Annotated in this window: 16 protein-coding genes; 4 read left to right on the top strand and 12 right to left on the bottom strand. The window is 44.4% G+C overall.

From position 1 onward, the window contains the following. Window positions 1-200 precede the first annotated feature (200 nt). The 6 genes from NL626_RS17645 to NL626_RS17620 all read right to left on the bottom strand — a co-directional run bounded on the left by NL626_RS17645 (window position 201) and on the right by NL626_RS17620 (window position 7,366). Complete coding sequence (locus NL626_RS17645) at window positions 201-1,127, bottom strand: LysR substrate-binding domain-containing protein (protein ID WP_005385892.1); 927 nt, start codon at window positions 1,125-1,127, stop codon at window positions 201-203. Between the two features lie 247 nt (window positions 1,128-1,374). After that, the gene (locus tag NL626_RS17640) at window positions 1,375-2,739 is read right to left on the bottom strand and encodes a TrkH family potassium uptake protein (protein ID WP_025768536.1); all 1,365 of its coding nucleotides are present in this window, start codon (window positions 2,737-2,739) and stop codon (window positions 1,375-1,377) included. Window position 2,740: 1 nt separating this feature from the next. Continuing rightward, the gene (locus NL626_RS17635; RefSeq protein WP_053320111.1) at window positions 2,741-3,394 is read right to left on the bottom strand and encodes a TrkA family potassium uptake protein; all 654 of its coding nucleotides are present in this window, start codon (window positions 3,392-3,394) and stop codon (window positions 2,741-2,743) included. Window positions 3,395-3,545: 151 nt separating this feature from the next. Beyond that, the gene (locus NL626_RS17630; protein WP_171342477.1) at window positions 3,546-4,244 is read right to left on the bottom strand and encodes a response regulator transcription factor; all 699 of its coding nucleotides are present in this window, start codon (window positions 4,242-4,244) and stop codon (window positions 3,546-3,548) included. Beyond that, window positions 4,241-5,284: an ATP-binding protein gene (locus NL626_RS17625; RefSeq protein ID WP_253657587.1), complete on the bottom strand. Its 1,044-nt coding sequence runs from the start codon at window positions 5,282-5,284 to the stop codon at window positions 4,241-4,243. The genes NL626_RS17630 and NL626_RS17625 overlap by 4 nt, the downstream gene beginning before the upstream one ends. A gap of 228 nt (window positions 5,285-5,512) precedes the next feature. Continuing rightward, complete coding sequence (locus tag NL626_RS17620) at window positions 5,513-7,366, bottom strand: ABC transporter ATP-binding protein (RefSeq protein WP_033906862.1); 1,854 nt, start codon at window positions 7,364-7,366, stop codon at window positions 5,513-5,515. Window positions 7,367-7,511: 145 nt separating this feature from the next. On the opposite strand from NL626_RS17620, the gene NL626_RS17615 reads away from it, so the two are divergent. The 4 genes from NL626_RS17615 to fhuB are packed head-to-tail and all read left to right on the top strand — an operon-like array spanning window position 7,512 to window position 13,335. Continuing rightward, entirely contained in the window at window positions 7,512-9,614 is a 2,103-nt protein-coding gene (locus NL626_RS17615) for a TonB-dependent siderophore receptor (protein WP_253657582.1), read from the top strand. Between the two features lie 51 nt (window positions 9,615-9,665). Then, the gene (locus NL626_RS17610) at window positions 9,666-10,451 is read left to right on the top strand and encodes an ABC transporter ATP-binding protein (RefSeq protein ID WP_005383893.1); all 786 of its coding nucleotides are present in this window, start codon (window positions 9,666-9,668) and stop codon (window positions 10,449-10,451) included. After that, window positions 10,442-11,371 carry an iron-siderophore ABC transporter substrate-binding protein gene (locus NL626_RS17605; RefSeq protein WP_151515354.1) on the top strand — a complete coding sequence of 310 codons (930 nt, stop codon included), beginning with the start codon at window positions 10,442-10,444 and terminating at the stop codon, window positions 11,369-11,371. Before NL626_RS17610 ends, NL626_RS17605 begins: the two co-directional genes overlap by 10 nt. After that, window positions 11,368-13,335: a Fe(3+)-hydroxamate ABC transporter permease FhuB gene (gene fhuB / locus NL626_RS17600; RefSeq protein ID WP_213866737.1), complete on the top strand. Its 1,968-nt coding sequence runs from the start codon at window positions 11,368-11,370 to the stop codon at window positions 13,333-13,335. The genes NL626_RS17605 and fhuB overlap by 4 nt, the downstream gene beginning before the upstream one ends. Window positions 13,336-13,430: 95 nt before the next feature. Here fhuB and NL626_RS17595 read toward each other — a convergent pair whose 3' ends face one another. The 6 genes from NL626_RS17595 to NL626_RS17570 all read right to left on the bottom strand — a co-directional run bounded on the left by NL626_RS17595 (window position 13,431) and on the right by NL626_RS17570 (window position 19,911). Next, on the bottom strand, window positions 13,431-14,279 hold the full coding sequence (locus NL626_RS17595) for a mechanosensitive ion channel family protein (RefSeq protein WP_005375171.1): 849 nt from the start codon (window positions 14,277-14,279) through the stop codon (window positions 13,431-13,433). Window positions 14,280-14,374: 95 nt separating this feature from the next. Further along, window positions 14,375-15,715: an HlyD family type I secretion periplasmic adaptor subunit gene (locus NL626_RS17590; RefSeq protein WP_005383906.1), complete on the bottom strand. Its 1,341-nt coding sequence runs from the start codon at window positions 15,713-15,715 to the stop codon at window positions 14,375-14,377. Continuing rightward, a complete protein-coding gene (locus tag NL626_RS17585; protein ID WP_053350060.1) occupies window positions 15,690-17,408 on the bottom strand; it encodes a type I secretion system permease/ATPase in 1,719 nt (572 codons plus the stop codon). Before NL626_RS17585 ends, NL626_RS17590 begins: the two co-directional genes overlap by 26 nt. A gap of 152 nt (window positions 17,409-17,560) precedes the next feature. Continuing rightward, window positions 17,561-18,151, bottom strand: a complete 591-nt coding sequence (locus tag NL626_RS17580; protein WP_005375168.1) for a calcium-binding protein — start codon at window positions 18,149-18,151, stop codon at window positions 17,561-17,563. Between the two features lie 206 nt (window positions 18,152-18,357). Further along, window positions 18,358-19,014 carry a LuxR C-terminal-related transcriptional regulator gene (locus NL626_RS17575; RefSeq protein WP_005383910.1) on the bottom strand — a complete coding sequence of 219 codons (657 nt, stop codon included), beginning with the start codon at window positions 19,012-19,014 and terminating at the stop codon, window positions 18,358-18,360. Between the two features lie 228 nt (window positions 19,015-19,242). After that, entirely contained in the window at window positions 19,243-19,911 is a 669-nt protein-coding gene (locus tag NL626_RS17570) for a LuxR C-terminal-related transcriptional regulator (RefSeq protein ID WP_021707603.1), read from the bottom strand. Between the last annotated feature and the right edge of the window lie 233 nt (window positions 19,912-20,144).

Genomic DNA, 20,144 nt, shown 5'->3' with positions numbered 1-20,144 from the left:
TCATCAACTACAGTGAGTTTAAAAGCGAGGGAGTAATCGCGCTGAGTTCTTTTAGTTGTTGATTTCATAACACTCTCCAATTTTGGGGGTGGAAAGTGTCAACCTTATTTAGGACGGCACAATCAATTAAAACAAAGCGGGAACTGGTACTCCCGCTTTTTTAACATGACCAAACTCTGTTATTTTCTCTGCTTATTGATTTAGGCTAAACCTCGATCACCCACCTCATCTGGCAACTGTTGCAAAAGCCACTCTCTAAAACGCTTGACGCTTGCTGGGATTAAACCTCTATTTTTAGGTTCAAGCATAGAGAAATTGGAAGGTGTTGAAAGCACGTGTTCGACTGGCCTAACTAAAGCACCGCTTTGTAAATAGTCGTCCACTAATGATCCCCAGGCTAACGCGATGCCCTGACCATTAATTGCCGCTTGTAACAGCATTGGATAGTTATTGATGTTCATGCGATTACGAGGCGAAATATTTGGCAATCCTACACTCGCAAACCACTGCTCCCAATTCACCCAATCTCTTTGAGACTCCTCCAGATAGAGTAACGTTTTATTGAAGATTTCTTCTGGCTCACTAGGCTGGCCGATTTTCTCTAAATAAAGCGGGCTACACACAGGGAATACTTCTTCTGAAAATAGCGTTGTCACATCCATTTCCGCAGGTGGAGTGCGACAATAAAACAAGGCGAGATCGCAATCTAATCGGCGTAAGTCCAACACATTATCTGAGGCCAATATTCTTATATCGATGTCATCATGTTCATTTTGAAATTGAGCAACCTTAGGCAACAACCACAAGGCTGCCATTGCATTTGTCGTCGCAACCGTGATCTTTTGTTCGCCCTGCCACTTCTTCACTTCACCCGTGATTTGAGCAATATCGAGCAAAGATTGGCTGACAGCTTGATAATATTGAAGACCTGTAGGCGTTAAATTAATGCTTCGATTGGCTCGCGTGAACATAGCCTTGCCTAAGTATTCTTCTAATTGTCTAATTTGGCGACTGATAGCACCTTGGGTCACGTTTAGCTCGTCAGCGGCTAACGTAAAACTCAAGTGCCGCGCCGACGCTTCAAACGCAACGAGGCTATTTAAAGGTGGGAGGGGTTTGATTTTCATGTATCTTCCAGTAAGGCAGTATTGTAATTATTTTTATTCCCGGCAATCTTATGTTGCACGTGGATAATGCCATTCTGGACAACACCTCAAAAACGACAATTTATAAATGATAAAAAATAGAGATGAATCATAAATTGTTGTGAGAGAGACTGCCGTATACAGTTTCGTGGCTACAACGAGCACAAAAAGAGGAGCAGTTACTCCTCTTTTGTCTAGCCTTTTGCTCACTTTGTACGAGTTAGCCCATTTACCCTATTGCCAGTTTAGTGCTCGCGTAACGCGCTTTTTTCTTTCTTGGACTGGCTAAGAAGTACGCTAATGTAAGAGGCCCTAATCGTCCCATAAACATCATGAAGATGATCACTAACTCACCCGGTTCGGACAAACTGCCCGTTAAGCCTCGCGATAACCCAACCGTACCCAGTGCCGAGACCGCTTCGAACATAATGTCTAACATAGACGCTTTCTCTGTCAGTAACAGCGTGAATATGGCAAACCAAGTCACCCCCACCGAGATCAGAGTCAGCGCCAATGCCTTGCTGATGGTCTCTTTGGGAATCTCGCGTTGAAAGGCATAGGTTGCTTCATCGCGACGCAAATAGCTGTAAGTCGCCAAGACTAACACTATAAATGTCACAACTTTAATGCCACTTGCCGTACTCAATGATCCACCGCCGATAAACATCAACACCAGAATGATCGCCGTTGTGGCATCTTCCAACTGATCGATAGCTAAAGTGTTGAACCCTGCCGTTCTTGGCGTCACCGCTTGAAACCACGATGCCCACCATTTCCCTGCTTCGCTCAACGGGGCAAGCGTGTTGGGGTTGTCATATTCAATCAGATAAATCGCGATAAGTGCCACCACGTTAATGATCATCGTGCCTAAGATCATCATTCGACTGTAAACGGTGAGTCGATGCCAACGGCGATTGCGTTTTAAGTCAATCCAAACCGAGAAGCCTAAACCACCAATAATGAACAAACTGGTAATGGTGAAGTTAACGACCGGGTCGTCCACGTAAGGCATTAAGCTATCGGCACTCAACGCAAAACCTGCATTGTTAAACGCACTGATGGTGTAGAAGAAACCATGGAACAAACTGGTTTCCCAGCCCAGCTCTTCACTCCAATAAACGCTCAAAATAGTGAAACCAATAAGTTCAACGAGCAGAGCGAACATCAATACAGATTTAGCAGTGGCAATGAGTGTCGATGAATCAGTCTGGTTGAACGCCTCTCTCGCGACTGCTCGCTCCAAAAAGCCAATTTTTCCGCCCAGAGCCAGCAAGGTCACGATGGCAAACGTCATCAAACCTAGGCCACCACATTGAATCAGGAAAGCAATAACCACTTGCCCAAAAGGCGTAAACGCCGTGCCCGTGTCCACCACAACTAATCCCGTCACCGTAATGGCCGATGTTGCTGTAAACAGGCTTTGAATCCAAGTGATGGGCTCTGTGGTGGCAATCGGCAGTTTGAGTAAGACCGTGCCGAGCATGATCAAGCACGCAAAGCTGAGGCTAAGTATTAATGGCGGTGCGCCCAACAATTTTTTGCCCGCTTTGGGTTTTCGCTCGATCGGGATAATAGAGGGATGCCACAAAACCATGTTACACCAACCTTGGAGCGACGTATTTCAGCTCAGCGCGACTACCACAAAGCAACAGCGTGTCGAACTCATTAAGCACAAACTCATCATTGATATTGGTGTAGACGGCTTCTTCGCGCTTCACCAAGATAGGCTGAATGTTGTAACTGCCTCGGCTGATCAACTTAGAAAGCGGTGTATCGTGCAGATTGGATTTAACGTGGATTTCCACCACATACAAACCATGACCCATTTCCAAATAGTTGTTCACCATCGGATAGTTGAGTGCCTGCGCGACTCTTACGCCCATCTCCTCTTCCGGATGAATAATGCGTTGTACACCAAGCTTAGACACGATGGTGTGGTGCGCTTTGGTGCTCGCTTTGACCCAAATGGATTTCACACCCAGATTTTTCAGCGCCAGCGTACACAACAAACTGGCTTGCATGTCTTCGCCAATCGCCACCAACACCACATCACTGTTCGCTAACGCTAACTCTCTGAGTGCACCTTCGTCTGTTGCGTCACATATGACCGCTTGCGTTAACTCTTCGACGTATTTTTCGACGATTTTCGGGTCGCTATCCATCCCCGTTACGGTGTGTCCAAGATGAATAAGTTCTAAGCTGGCGGCAACGCCAAATCGCCCTAGACCAATTACTGTAAAGTGAGCCATATCAATACCTAACTGTGTTTTATGTATAGAAAATGCTAATGCGTTAAGGGTTAGACTGATTTTCCGTCACGGAAAATAGGCAACACGAATCCTGTTCGAGTGCCGATAACCAGCACTAAACCTTGGCATTAACGTTGATTAAATTTGGAATTTAGTGGTGCTTGGACGCCTCTAGCACTAAACGATAACCCAGCCCCGGCTCGGTTTTTAATAGCCGCTGTTCGTCAGCACTATCGTTCAGTTTTTTGCGTAGTTGACTCACTAGCACGCGTAAGTAGTGAGTATCTTCGACATGACTTTTTCCCCAAATCACCGCTAGCAAATGAGTTTGCTCAATGAGTTTTCCCGGCTTGAGAATCAATTGTTCAATGAAAGAAAACTCTTTCTTGGTGAGTGGAATTTCCCTCTGATCCAACCAAAATTGGTGAGTGCTTTTGATGATTTTGACTCGGCCAGCCACCAGCTCATCAGCGACGGTTTGCTCATCCACCAAATCTCGAACCAGCACTTTGATGCGCGCGATGAGCTCTTTTACGCCAAAAGGCTTGCTCAAGTAATCATTCGCGCCCGCTTCTAAAAGGCGGATTTTTTCCTCTTCTTGATCGCGAGCTGTCAGCACTAGCACTGGCGTTTTATAGGTCTGACGAAGCGTAGTGAGAAACTCCTTCCCATCGCCGTCGGGCAAGCCTAAATCTAGCAGAATGACGTGCGGCGAATGCGCTTCGAAACACGCTTTGGCTTCTGAAATGGTACTCGCGCCAATGTAATCAAACCCTTCAGCAGACAGCGAAATTCGAATAAAGGTATGAATGCGAGGCTCATCGTCCACGACTAAAACTTTGTAACTCACGCCTGCTCTGCTCCTTGATTGAGTGGAAGTCGAATGCGGATCAGCGTCCCTTCTGATACTGGCATAGATTGAATATATCCTTGGTGTGCGGTGATGATGCCTTTGGCAACCGCGAGTCCCATTCCGGTGCCTGAATCGGCCGATTTGTTGTTCGTGCCGGAATAGAAAAGGCTGAATATTTTTTCCGCATCTTCAGCTTTAATGCCAATCCCCATGTCCCGAACATCAATCACGCACGACGAACCCTGCTTAGAAAGTGAAACCTCAACAGATTCATTCTCTGGTGAAAATCGCATGGCATTATCCAACACATTAAAAATCGCTTGTTCGATGAGCGAACGACTTACTGACAAATAATCAACGGAATCATCCATATTCATGGACACTTTCTCGGTGTAATTTGGCAAACGAGAAACCGCATCCCGAACAATATCTGCAATCAACTCATCTTTTTTGGTAATTTTTAATGTGCCGTGCTGGAGCTTAGTCGCCTGTAAGAGGTTCTCGATATATTGATGCAAGCGATGGCTTTCTGAAGTCGCACTGTCGAGCAATTCTTTACGCTCTAAGTCATTGAGCTTGGGCATGTACTCGTTGAGTGTGGTCAATGTTCCAATAATGGTTGCCAGCGGCGTGCGTAAGTCATGGGACACCGATAGCAGGATGCTGTTTTGCAGCTTGGTTTGTTTTAACTCGCCCTGCTGGCGACGATAAAGATCCGCAAAGGTGCTGGTGATAAATGCCACCACCATAAACACGACTAAATTAAAAATGTCTTCCGGACGAAACATCTGCAAAGAGTAACGAGGCGTCGTGAAAAAGAAGTTGAAGCTCAACGCTTCGATCACCGCCGCCGCATAAGCGAATCGCGAGTTGCATTGAAACGCCACTACCACGACCGCTAACTGTAAAATCAGCAGGACTGCGGCTGTAGAGCCAAACAGTTGGTCTAACAACCATGAGACGACAACCGCGCCAACAATCACGGTAGTAGAAAAGAGAAAGGTGTTATCTCGCCATTGAACAAACATAAAATACATCAACCAAAATTCGATGTAGAAAACTTTAGCAAAAGCCCATTCGGAGTTCGCGTAAAAAAAGCGTAAAAAATTCAATAACGACAGTGAGTTATAAACATAATCATCATTAAGTTGGCCTAACTCAATGAATAATCACAAGTTAACGTTGCCCATTAACGCCTACTTACTCGGTATAAACGACAGACACAAAAAAGAGGAGCATTTGCTCCTCTTTCGTGTAGCGTCATATTAGATGACTTGCAGTTGAGCATCACCTTGCTCAGACAAAAATCCGCCGGTTTGATGCTTCCACAACTGAGCGTAAACACCACCCAATTGCAGCAGCTCGTAATGCGAGCCTTGCTCAATGATTTTGCCGTCATCCATTACAATCAAACGATCCATCGCGGCAATCGTTGATAAACGGTGAGCAATCGCAATCACTGTTTTTCCTTCCATCAGAACTTCAAGGTTTTCTTGAATTGCCGATTCTACTTCTGAATCAAGTGCAGACGTTGCTTCATCCATGATCAAAATTGGCGCGTTTTTCAGCAGAACGCGAGCAATCGCCACACGTTGACGCTGACCACCAGACAGCTTCACACCGCGTTCACCCACTTCAACGTCATAGCCAACGTTACCTTGCTCGTCTCGTAGAGATTGAATGAAATCATGAGCATGTGCTTTCTCAGCAGCTGCGATAACGGCATCCATTGAAGCATCTGGATCACCGTAAAGAATGTTCTCTTTAATTGAACGATGCAGCAAAGAGGTGTCTTGCGTGATCATACCGATGTGTTGGCGAAGCGACTCTTGTTCGACTTGAGAAATGTCCTGCCCATCAATACAAATCTTACCCGTATTCACATCGTAAAAACGCAGCAACAGGTTAACCAACGTGGATTTACCTGCCCCAGAACGACCGACAATGCCGACTTTTTCGCCCGGTTTGATAGTCAGATTCAAGTTCTCAAATACTGCCTTCTCATCACTGTAGTTAAAACCTACGTGATCAAAGCAGATCTCACCTTGAGAGATTTGCAAAGGCTTAGCATTTGGTACGTCTTTCACTTCAACATCGTTTGAAATCGTATTAATACCGTCTACTACTGTACCGATGTTTTCAAACAGTGCGCTAACTTCCCACATGATCCACTTCGACATACCTTGTACGCGCAACGCAATACTGATGGCAATCGCAATAGCACCAATTGTTACAGCGTGATCTAGCCATAGATAAACCGAAATGGCACTAATAGACATCAGCAGCAAATAGTTGATGGCATCCACACTAAACAGTAAACAAGTCACCATGCGCATTTGGCGGTAAACCGTCACCAAAAATTGCTTCATGCTGCTTTCTGCGTATTCCAACTCTCGTTGCGAGTGCGCGAATAGCTTTACGGTAGATATGTTGGTGTAAGAATCGACAATGCGCCCAGTCATTACAGAACGAGCATCCGCTTGCTCTGTCGCTACTTGTTTCATTTTAGGGATAAAGTAGAACTGGATAACCGCGTACATTCCTATCCAAATCACAATAGGCAACATTAGCAAACCATCGGCTTCGCCCATCATCCAGAGCATCGAAAGAAAATAAACGCTGATATAAACCAGTACATCCACCAGCTTCATGACCGTTTCTCGTACCGCTAACGCACTTTGCATCACTTTGGTCGCAACTCGGCCTGCAAAGTCACGCTGGAAAAATCCAACCGCTTGTTTTAGCAAGTAACGGTGAATCAACCAACGGATAGACATCGGGTAGTTACCCAATAACGTTTGGTGCATCACCATTGAGTGGACAAAACCGAGAGCTGGCATCACAACCGCCACTAAGAACAGCATCATTAGCATGCGATCACCCTGGTCTTGCCAGAATGTTGCGCGATCTTGATTAGAGAGAATATCGACGAGCTCGCCCATATAACGCAACAGCGTCACCTCTGTAATGGCAATAAGCGCACTGAACACAGCCATAACGAGTAAAGGGGCTTCAAAGCCACGAGTGTAAAAACGACAAAAGCCAAATAGCGTCTTCGGTGGCTTTTCGGTTTCCATCTGGGGAAAGGGTTGGGTCAGTTTTTCAAACCAATTGAACATAACAATGACTTTAGGTACCGCGAATGAATTTGCGAACGTTTTACTATCTTTTGATACAAAAGTCAGTAAAATACCGAAACAAAAGCTCAAATGATAATAATTACAATTAAGCTTAGCGTTAATCATAATTATCGGGAATAGATTTATGCAAAAGAATAACTCACTGACCATCGCTATCCGCAACGCGTTGGTTTGTGCTTTAGCACCTACAGCAGTGGTTGCATTCACAGCACAAGCTCAAGAAGACGTCGTACAAGATGACGTGATTGCCATGGAGACCATAACGGTCACCGCGCAAGCACTTAAAGTAGAAACCCCTGCGGCAGAAACGCCTCGCAGCGTATCTATCATTTCTGAAGATGAACTTCGTGTTCGTGCACCGAAAAAACTAGATGAAGCATTACGCTACACGTCTGGTGTAACCGCTCAGCCTTATGGCGCAGACAACGACACTGATTGGTTCAAAGTTCGTGGATTTGATGCAGCGACTTACCTAAACGGCAACCGCCTATTCCGCGATGGTTACTACACATGGTTGGTCGAACCTTACGGCCTAGAAAGTGTAGAAGTCGTTAAAGGTCCATCGGCTATTCTGTTTGGTGAATCGGCACCAGGCGGTATCGTGAATGCTGTTCAGAAAAAACCAACGTTTACGCCTCAAGGCGAAGTAAAAGTCGAAGTTGGCAACAACCAACACCAATCCGTAGGTTTTGACATTGCTGACGAAGCAAACGACGCAGGCACTGTGCGCTATCGTTTGGTTGGCTTGATGACAAGCCAAGATGGTGAACTGGACGGCACAAACAACGAGCGTTTCTACCTAGCGCCAAGTGTCGAGTTCGACATTTCTGACCGTACAATGCTGACCGTTTTGGCAACTTACCTTCGTGATGACGGTGTACCAACTAACCCATTCTTCCCAGCAGCAGGTACTCTGATTGGTTCTAACTTTGGCAAAATCGATCCTTCGACTAACCTTGGTCAGCCAAACTACGATAAATACGAACGCACGCAGTTTTCTCTGGGTTACTTACTAGAGCACGACATCAATGACACGTGGTCACTCTCGCAAAACCTCAACTACGGTTCGAATGAGTTGTACTTGCGCAGCTCTTACGCGTTCTCAAACAACGATCCAGCGAGAGAAGAATTAACGCAAGGCATCGTATTCCGTGACGGAAAAAACCAGAGCATCACGTTCGATAACAATGCTGTCGGCAACTGGATGACAGACAACGCAGAGCACACAGTGCTTATCGGTATGGATCTGCAATTCCACAAAACCGATGGCGACGAGCAAGACAACTATGCATTTGGCACTATCAACCCGTGGAACCCAGTTTACGGCAACTTCACCCCTCTTGATCCTGCCAACAACGTGAAACGTGAGATTGAGAAATCTCAAGCAAGTCTCTATTCACAATACCAATTGAAACTGCATGAACAGTGGATTGGTAACATAGGTGCTCGTTACGACTGGGTGAAAACAGAAAACTCTGGCAAAGGCGCTACCGTTGATCAAAGTGAATCTCGTGATGATGGTCAGCTCTCTCTAAGTGCGGGTGTGATGTACCTTGCAAACAATGGCCTGTCACCTTACGTAAACTACTCTCAGTCGTTTGAAGTGATCAGCACTATTGATGCGGCAACCAATGAACTTTACAAACCGCTGGAAGGCGAGCAAGTAGAAGTGGGTGTAAAGTATGAGCCAAGCTTTATGGATGGCTTTATCAACCTTGCATGGTTCGACATCACGCAAAAGAACGCGTTGGTCACAAACCCATCAACATGGATTGCGACACAAACAGGTGAAGTGACATCTCAAGGTGTTGAGCTAGAAAGCACGGCGCAGCTAACCGACGATCTAAAACTGATGGCAAGCTACACCTACACTAAAGCGAAAACAGATGAGAGCTTTGGCCAAGGTAAAAAACAAGCCGCACTTATTCCTGAGCACCAAGCTTCTGCATGGGTAGACTACAGCGCCTACAGCCTGATTCCAGGCCTCAATATCGGTACTGGTGTGCGCTACGTAGGTGAGTCAAAAGATAACCCTAAGAGCTCGCACCTAACGGTTCCTTCAGTCACTCTTTGGGATGCGTCAGTCACTTACGACATCACTTCACAGTGGCAAGCACAGCTAAACGTGAACAACATCCTAGATAAAGAGTTTGTTTCAGGTTGCGATTACTGGTGTTACTACGGCCAGTCTCGCTCTGTTATGCTAAACGCAAACTACCGCTGGTAATTGTACTTCTACTCCCCTCTATTGAGGGGAGTTTTCTCCTAAGAGCCATCCATGTTTCAACTGTCTAATATTGAGATCGTGCGAGGTGGACGTCAGATCCTCGGCATCGAACAACTTAACATCCCAACAAATGAGCTAACGGTCGTTTTAGGCCATAACGGTTCAGGTAAGTCGACACTGGTGAACCTGCTTTCTGGTCAAATGCCACCAGATAAAGGCACGGTAACACTAAACGATACTTCCCTTTCATCACTCAAAACCAAAGAGTTGGCAAAACAGATCGCCTATTTGCCACAAAAGCTGCCCTCTTCAGCTGGTTTAACGGTCGAAGAGCTAGTGCGCTTAGGTCGCTTTCCGTGGCGTGGGGCACTTGGTCGTTGGAAAACTGAAGACAAACAAATCATCACGCAGGCTATGGAACGAACAGGAGTTACACCTTTTGCTCAAGCTTTGGCGGATGACTTATCGGGCGGTGAGCGCCAACGTGCTTGGGTGTCTATGCTACTGGCTCAACAATCGCCAATTTTAATTCTCGATGAGCCAACCTCGGCGCTCGATGTTCACCATCAGTTTCAACTAATGGCGCTGCTGGCAGAACTGAATCGAACCGAGAATGTAGGCATTATCGTGATCCTGCACGATCTGAACTTAGCCCTGCGCTACGCCACCCACATTGTTGCGCTCAAAAAAGGTAAAATTGCCTTTGAAGGCAACGCCGACATGTTGTTAGACGAGGCACGCCTTTCTAAACTATATGAGTCACCAATTAAGCTGATTGAGCACCCAAGCCCGGCTAACACATTAGCGAGCCAAAAGGTGGCTGTTGTATGCGCATAATAGCTCGTTTACTTACTGTGGTTACACAATCTGCTTTTCTCCTCGTATTTTTTATGACCAATGCACATGCAGTCATCACCGTTACTGATGAATATGGTGAGCATAGTTTTGAGCAAGCGCCTCAACGCGTTGTTGCCTTAAACTGGGACATCTTAGAACAAGTTTTGGCGCTAAACGTAGAACCAATCGCAGCCCCAAATTTACCAGGCTACCGCCAATGGGTCGTCAATCCAACCGCACCAAAGTCAATTGAAGATATTGGAACCCGAGCAGAGCCCAACTTAGAAAAAATAGCCAGTTTAAAACCAGATGTCATTCTTGCTGCGTCTCCACAGCAAGACTTGATTCCGTTACTCAAACAAATTGCTCCGGTAATCTATTTACCTAATTTTTCTGAAAATGAGGCCGCAGCTGAAACGGCCATTCGTCACTTTCGTACGCTCAGCAAGCTATTCAATAAAGAGGCACTTGCTGAACAGAAACTGGCAGAATTAGATGCTTCATTTGCGCAGATGCGCCAGCGAATTCGCCACTATTACTCTTCTCCACTCAGCGTTCTTGTGATGCGATTTTCAACCCCGAATACTGTATTACTTGCAACCGAAAACTCCACCACTGACTACGTGGTTAGAAAACTGGGATTACAGGCTCCAATTAAAGAGGACCCACGTGCGTGGGGAGTAAAGCAAGATCGAATCAATCGGCTTCAGAGCCTTCAAAACAGCTACGTTCTCTACGTACAGCCTTTCCCAGAAGAACGAAAACTGAAAGAGTCGCCACTTTGGCAAGCGATGCCGTTTGTGAAAAAGCAGCGGGTAAATTCAGTCAGAGCAGTGTGGGCGTATGGCGGTGCCATGTCTTTGCAATACACCGCTGAAGCGATTACCGACAGTCTAATAGAGTTGGCACCAGAACAATGAGAACGAAACATTATATTGGTTATCTGGCGCTGATTACGTTACTTAGCGTCTTTAGCCTACAAATTGATACTAATTTATCACTTTTCGAACAATGGCAATTATTAACAAAACCAGAGGTAGCAACCGAGTTTCGTGACGTATTCTTTACGCAAGCGCAGCTTCCTAGGTTAAGTATGACCCTGCTTGTTGGTGCCATGCTTGGTCTCACCGGCAGCTTAATGCAGCAATTAACGCAGAATAACCTCACCTCGCCGTTGACTCTTGGCACCTCTTCTGGTGCTTGGCTTGCATTAGTCGTGGTAAACATTTGGTTCGTCGATTGGGTAGCCGATTACTCTGCATTAGCCGCAATGGTGGGGGCTTTAGTGGCGTTTGGCCTGATCGTATCAATTGCCGGCGTGCGTAATATGACAGGTTTGCCGCTGGTCGTTTCGGGGATGGTGATCAATATCTTGCTTGGTTCTATCGCCACAGCCATTATTATTTTAAACGCCCAGTTCGCACAGAATATTTTTATGTGGGGAGCAGGAGACCTCTCTCAATACAGCTGGGATTGGTTTGAGTGGTTATTACCTCGCTGCGCTATCGCAATCGTAATTTTGATCGTCGCACCACGTATTCTGACCTTAATGAAACTAGGACAAGAAGGCGCAGCAGCCCGAGGCTTAGCGGTATTACCCACGTTTGGTGCATTAATGGTGATGGGTATTTGGCTGGTATCTGCCTCAATCACCGCAGTTGGCATTATCAGCTTCATCGGATTACTGACACCCAATATTGCCAGAGCGATGGGAGCAAGAACACCGCGCGACGAATTGATCAGCAGCATGCTTTTGGGCGCAATGCTACTAATCATCACAGACTCTGCCGCTATCTCGCTGAGCTTATGGTTAGAGGAAACCATTCCTAGCGGCGTAGCGGCTGCAGCTATTGGCGCTCCCGCTTTAATTTGGTTTACTCGTAAAAAACTGACGGCAACCGATCAACTTAACCTTTCAATGAGCCAAGGAAAAACGGCGCTTTCTAAACGCGCGGTATGCAGCATTGCGCTATTCAGTCTGGTTGGGATTCTAGCTTACTCATTCGTTACCCATGGTATAAACGGAATTCAATGGTCTGTGCCAGGTGAGTTCCAATGGCAATTGCGCTGGCCGCGCATGTTAACCGCACTTTCTGTCGGTATTGCTCTATCCGTTGCCGGAATCATTTTGCAACGCATAGTTTACAACCCTCTGGCAAGTCCCGATATTCTCGGTGTGTCTTCCGGAGCCACGTTTGCCATTATTACGACAGGAGTCATCGCTGGGTCGCTTCTCTCCGCATTTAGCTGGGGTATCGCTTTTTTCGGAAGTATGTCCGTATTGATGTTATTGCTGATTATCGGTAAACGAAGCCATTTTAATCCATCTAACTTCGTGTTGTCCGGCATCGCACTAACGGCACTACTAGAAGCCCTCGTTCAATTTTCGCTAGCTCAAGGTTCTGGTGACAGTTACAAAATTTTATTGTGGTTAACTGGTTCAATTTATCGAGTCACAGCCGACACCGCACTGATGCTATGTTTGGCCATAATAGTTCTGCTTGCCGCTGTATTCTCGATTTCTCGTTGGCTAACACTAATTTCCATCGGGCGACAATTCTCAAATGCACGAGGGCTTAACCCTACCGTAGCCAATACGCTTATGCTCACCATCGTTGCTTTGTTATGCGCCTTTTCTACCGCTACAGTTGGTCCAATATCTTTTGTTGGCTTGGTCGCTCCCCATATGGCGATGATGTTAGGAGCAAGAAAAGTGAAAGAGCAACTGTGTGTCGGTGCCTTAATTGGCGCAACCCTAATGTTGTGGGCAGATTGGCTAGGACAAATCGCTATTTATCCAAGTCAGGTCGCAGCTGGCACGTTGGTCGCTATTATAGGCAGCACTTACTTCCTATTTTTAATGCTGAAGAGTAAATTCAGCTAAGTTGGGAATATTGTTACAGCCTAAAAATACGCTAAGAAAAGCAAACCCCGCTATTTTGATAGCGGGGTTTGAAATTAAAGGCGAAGTACGATGCTCTATTCTTCTCGCACTACAGGAAAACGTTGCTCATAAAGTTCCATAAAGTCCTTACGAATTAAGTGCTCTAAGTGGTTCGCTTTATCGGTTGGGCAGAAAATCATCACGTGCAGAATTTGTTCACCATTAATGTTGCTAGAAATATGCATATGTGGCTCAGAACCAGGAAGGTCAACACCGGCATGTTTTTCAATCATCGCATTGTAACGATGTGCAACATCAGCAAAGTAACTGCAATGTTCTTCAATTTTATCAGTTAAAATCGGTAACAGTGGATACAAATTGACGAAGTCTTTCACCACTACAGAAAAGTTGTGGTAAACGTACCGCTTCATGAAGTTGAGGTTCTTTACTGGATAGGTAAAGAACATACTATTAGGCAATGTCGCTGTTTTGCCGGTGTAATGATATTGCCCGTGATGCAGGTCGATCTCTTGAATCACCGTCGCCATCATATTGTGCTCAATCACTTCACCACACAACTTTCCGACCTCAATCCAGTCTCCAACGCGAAAAGAACGCGAACTTGCTCTTTGAATCGAACCCGTAAAACACAAAATGATTTCTTTGGATGCCACTACAATGGCAACGGCAATCGCCGTTACACTCAGAGCAAACTCGTTAATTTCTGATTGCCATAAAATAAATAAAATCAGTAATGTAACAGCGAAGGTGCCATTTTTAGTTCTGGACATCCAACTACGCTGATCTTCTGAGAGAAAAGCGTGATCACCACGAATCATCGATAAAATTGCACGACGAATTAACCACATAATCGCAAAGATCAGTGCGGTAAAAATCAATTTATGAGTGAGAAGAAAATCGACAACTAACTGCACTTTCTCCATTCCACGGCTCCCTCGAATAAAAATACGGCCCAGTAACAGCTAACGATAACAAATTATTTTGTCTGTTGTCCGTGCTCACTCAAGTCTTTTTGAAATTACTCCTCTCTAAAGGCGCGATTCATGCTTTCTGTAATTGGCTTTATTAGGTAGCTCAATGGCGTTCGTGGCTCAGATAAAATAAGGACTTCGGCATTCATGCCTGAGGTTAAACGATGTTTTGTCACATCTTCCGGTGAAATTGCAATTCTAGCGAGATAAAAATCTTCTTGGTTTTCTTGCGAGAGCTTATCGGCAGAAATCGTCAGCACAGTACCGTCTAAAGGTGCCAACGTCCGTGCATTCAGAGCGGTCAGACGAACATGCGCTTGCTGGCCTGGATTCACTAAATCAATATCCTGAGGATTAACACGAGCCTCGACTAACAACTTATCGTCTTGCGGGACCAGTTCTAGTAACGTTTCACCCGAGCCAATCACACCTTTCTCGGTAAACACTTGCATGTTGACTACGCGACCAGAAATAGGGGCGTTGATCGTTGTTCTTGCGACAATATCTTGAGCGGAGCGATATTCTTCCCGAATTGCGACAATTTCCGTTTTGGTATTTCGTAGTTCCTCGACAATCTCATTCAGCCTTTCAAGCTTCAACTCTTCAATTTGCGCTAGGTTCTCATCTAACCTTTTTCTAACGGTGAGCGACTGCCTGTCTAACTGGCTTAAGGTACTTCTCACCTCCGCTGCTAAGCGCTTGAGTTGAAGTAAAGTAGATTTTCCCGAGAAACCTTTTTGCACCAAGGCTTGGTTACTGTCTATTTCTTCAGCAATAAAGTTGAGCCGTTCCGTCTCAATCACTTTGGTTTGCTGAAGGTTTTCAAGCTCTAAATTTGCTCCAGAAATACTCTGCTCAATGATACTCAGTTTACTGTCAAAGAATCGCTTTCTCGCTTCAAAGATCTTGTTTTGAACCAGTTGTGCTTCTTGGACGATATCGACACGGGGAATGCTTTCAAGATCATCAGACCATACAATCGTTGGAAGCTCATCAAGCTCCGCACTTAAACGGTTTTCCTTTGCTAGAGTATGGATAAAACGACCACTTAACGAATCCAACTTAGCCATAGCTTGACGCTTAGAAAGTTGAATTAATAACTGACCTTTTTCGACTAAATCCCCTTCCTGTACATATAGCTTTTCAATAATACCGCCTTCTAAATGCTGAATTTCTTGTCGCTTAGTGAGAACTGACAAATCACCATAAGCAATCGCTGCACTTTCTAATTTGGCTGTTGCAGCCCAGTAGCCAAGGCCTCCAAGAAAAACACTTAAGGTCACCACACCGAGTAAAATTGGTTTTCGAAAGCTTAGTCTCGCTTTGGGGCTAAAACGATATACGATCTCGGTAGAACTCTGATTAACGGTTGGCAGTTGATTGCTCATTTCTTACCCTTGGGATATCTGTTCTTTCTTCGCCCATCAAACGTTTTAATACTTCATCTTTAGCGCCGTATAACTTGACTCGGCCGTCAGCCAAATACAACAGCCTATCCATTTGTCGTAACGTACTCGGATTGTGGGCAATGACGATAATCGTTGTACTCTGTGCTTTTAAATGGGCAATCAAACGTTGATACGCAGCCTCTCCCTCACCATCGAGGTTGGCGTTCGCTTCATCGAAAATCACAATAGATGGGTCGCCATAAACGGCTCTTGCAAGAGCGATTCTCTGCCTTTCCCCCCCAGATAAACCACGGCCATTTTCACCAATAATGCAATCATAGCCTTTGTTTTTCTTGAGTATTAATTCATGACATCCTGCTAGTTGAGCCGCCTTGATGACTTTAGCGGGGTCTTCTTCTTTAAAGCGCGCGATGTTCTCTCGAATTGTGCCAGGAAATAACTCCACCTCTTGAGCGAGATACCCAAAATGCACGCCGCGATCTTCAGATGCCCATACGGAGACTTCCATTCCATCAAGAGTCACTTTACCCGCTAATGGCTTAACCGTACCTAATAACAGCCGAGCAAACGTCGATTTACCCGTACCAGAAGGGCCAATCACCCCAACAGCAACACCCGGAGGAATCGATAAGCTGATCGATGAGAGCACTGGTTCGGTTGCTCCAGGATGGCGATAGGCCAGTCCGGTAAGCTCATAGTGTCCTTTTGGTTTAGGCAGTGGCATATCTGATTCATCTTGGCGCACGATCGCATCGATTTCTTTCAACCTTTTATAGGCGCCTTTAGCAGACATCGCGCTTCGCCACGTGCCTATCGCCTGCTCCATCGGCGATAATGCCCGACTCATTAATATGGAGCTCGCGATCATCGCCCCTGCCGTTATCTCATGTTGGATAACTAACCATGCACCACCTCCCAGTAAAAATATCTGTAATGAGCCACGTACAAACTTAGAAAAGTTAGCCATGTAGATGGACTTACCTGCAACTCGCTCTTCAAGCACATTCACTTCACTCACGCGCGACTGCCACTTCTCTAAAAATGCATTCATCATCCCCATTGCGAGAATTGAATTGGAGTTTTGCGTGGCTAATTCTGCGTTGTTGATATGAGAAATCGCTCTGACTTCGCTCTCTTGCATTGTTTTACGCGTCATCAGCTCATTGAGTAGACCTAGGCTAAACAATACGATAGATCCAAGTAACGCGATGTGACCTAGTATCGGGTGCAATAAATACACAAATAAAATAAACAGCGGTGTCCAGGGCGCATCCAACAGTGGATAAGGTGCTTGACTGCTCAAAAAGCTTTTGATGTTCTGAATGTCTCTCAGAGTTTGCGAGGTATAACTCTTCCCGGTATGTGATTGATATTGAATCGTGCGCTTGAGCATGAAAGCGGAGAGTTTTGTATCCATCCAATAACCAAAAGATTTACTCATTTGTGCTCGTGCAATGTCGATGATGGACATGGTTAACAGCGCGACAATTACGATGACAGTGAGCAAGAATAAAGTATCGGTTGAGTAGGAGGATATCACTCGGTTGTACACTTGAAGCATGTACAACGGAATCGAGAGAACCAATAAGTTGATAAAAAGGCTAAAAACGATCAGCAAGCCCGCAAGCGTGCATAGTTTTTGTTTCACTTCTTTGAAAACCGTTTTTTGCACGACTACTTCCGTTTAACGTGAAAATTGTAGGCGCCAGAAATACTAGCGCCTAGCTTAAGGTAACCTCAAATCGCTCTAGAGTGTCCGATTAGTTCACCTCAGCATGGCAGAGCCACGCAAACTAATTCCCATCCAGAGTTATTTTCAGTCGTTTAGATTACGAACAGATCTGCACCATAGGTGTTGATGTCAGTTTCAGTCACGCCAATAAGTTTCACTGTTAGATCAGCCCCATCGGTAAACACTGCATTCCCAACTGCATCGTAGCTAAAGCTTAAATCACCAAAGTCAGTGACAGAGTCGCTAATGATGTGCAAAGAGTCTTCACCAATGGTGAAGTCAACAACTTTGGCTTCGCCATGGCCACCAAACTTATCCGTGAACACAAACTTATCGCCATTGCTGCCGCCAACTAAAACGTTGTCACCAGAACCAGCAACAAGAATATCTTCACCGACACCACCATTTAATTTATTGTCGCCCAGCAAACCCAACAGCAAGTCATTACCGGTACCACCGCCGAGGTAGTCGTTTCCTGTACCAGCCCTAAGGATGTCATCTCCAGCACCACCAGTTAGGCGATCATCGCCGTCGCCGCCGATCACATAATCATTACCGCCACCGCCAACAAACGAGTCATTACCACCAAAACCGATAAACAAATCATCGCCGCCATCGAAATCAGCAAATTGGTTATTTACACCTGCATCGCCTAAATACGTGTCATTGTCACTTGCGCTCATTTTTATTCCCTCTTAGCTTATTAATTGAATAGACCTTCTGTTCCACGTCTGACTAGATTCGTCACGACATGAGAAGTCTAATAGTCAACTGAATAGGAATAAGTTTGAATATGGGATGATATTTCAGACTGACATTTTAATAATAAATATAAAATTTAGTACTTTATAGAGTATTTTCTTTTTATTACAGCAAGTTAATACTAGTACTACAGGTTTCTCTTAGCCCAACTTGTAGCTTGCGTACGGTTCTTTACTTCTAACTTTCTAAAAATATTGTATAGATGTGATTTAATAGTATGCTCGCTGATAAATAAAGAATCAGCGATTTCCATATTTGAACCACCTTCTTTCAACATTTTTAAAACCTGAACTTCACGCCGAGTAAGCTCAACCTCAATAGCAGGTTCGATAATGTTATTTGCTTCTCTACCTCGATAATAATTTACTAGCTGATCAAGTAATCTTCGAGACAGCCAGTTATCCCCTTTTATTATTGCTTTTAATCCCTGACAAACCTTGTCCATTGAATCTCCTGGACCAAATATACCTTTTACATGAGGCCAAGAAGCGAGTTCTTCTGTGTCTAAGTCATAACCTAGATTAAGCATTATGGTTCCTAGCACTTTATTACTATCTTTTAAATAAACTAAAGTTTCGGAAGGAATCTCAACTGAAAAATCAACAAGCAAAAAGTAGCGTTCCGGAATGAGTTCATGATAGCTAGGGTTTTTAGTATCAATGATAGTTATTTTAGTTTCTGTATTTTTAGAAAGCATTTCCTTAAAGTTTTCACTCTGTAAACTTTGTTGAGTGAGCATTAGGATTTCAGGCTTTTCCATATACTGTTCCATAATGTTTCTCATACTTTCAGTGACTTAACATTCTTAAATTAGTAGTTAATCGTCAGCACTTAGTTTGATATGTAAGTGCTAGTTCACAGAGTAAAGTTATTTGCTACTTTTTTAAATTCTAAAGTTATTAAAAAGAGAATCAAAAAAAGTGTTTCTCATAAAAGAAACACTTTTAACACATTCAGGTCACAGAAATTATTAAGAGTTTACTAAATTAGGCAACCTAATATTGCAATAGCATTACACCGTTAACGAGTTGTCTGAAATATTTTCCTTTGCCCAAATAAGTGCTTGAACTCTATTTTTCACATCAATCTTCTTGAAAATATTATGTAAATGCGTTTTTACCGTATTCTCGCTGACAAATAATTGTTCGGCGATTTGTTGATTGGACGCCCCCATGGAAAGAAAGGTAATTATTTGTTGCTCTCGTTTGGTCAGAATAGCGGAAACATTCTTATTTATAGGTTTGCAATGTCGACGAAGGTAAGTAATGTACTGCTGAGAAAACTTACGGCTGAACCACATATCTCCTTGAAGCACCTTACCAATACCAACTTGCAACGTTTTTATATCATCAGAGGTATAGAAAATACCGGCCAAAGTACGCCAAGCAAAGAGATCTTCTGTCGATATGGATTGCTCACAATTAATTAAGATTTCAAGCGTGTCTTTCTGCTTGGCCGCTTTAAACTCCGCATAACGGCGAAAAATTTCATCCGTGATCACGCTGCAATCAACAATAATGGCTGATGCAAGAGATTCATGTAACACTCCGTGAATCAGATTATCTGGCGTGATTAGAGCAACACTAATACCGAGTTTGGTCTCCAATACATCTTTCAACAGAGATGACTGTAGACTTCCCTCCGTGATTAAAATAACGTTTCTTTTTTTTTGCTGCTCCATCCTGATCGCATTCCCTTGGTCGTTTTTATTGAAATACGCAATAGATTTAGATAGAGCGGTAGTATTGTCAAGTATGAAAATCACTAGTACTAATTAATAACTCATTGAAGTGTCAATAATTTTTAAGTGGCAAGTATGTGAGAGGTATTAGCATTTTTCAGACATTAAAAAAGGGAGTATAAACTCCCTTTTTGTGTTTGAGCAGGTGATTTAATCACGCACGTTAGAGGCAA

Origin of the sequence: Vibrio sp. Y58_MX_L22, assembly GCF_024181865.1 — a bacterium.
GTDB classification, from domain to species: Bacteria; Pseudomonadota; Gammaproteobacteria; order Enterobacterales; family Vibrionaceae; genus Vibrio; species Vibrio alginolyticus.
Note: the sequence above shows the minus strand (reverse complement) of the source record. Positions and strands in the feature narration are given on the sequence as shown.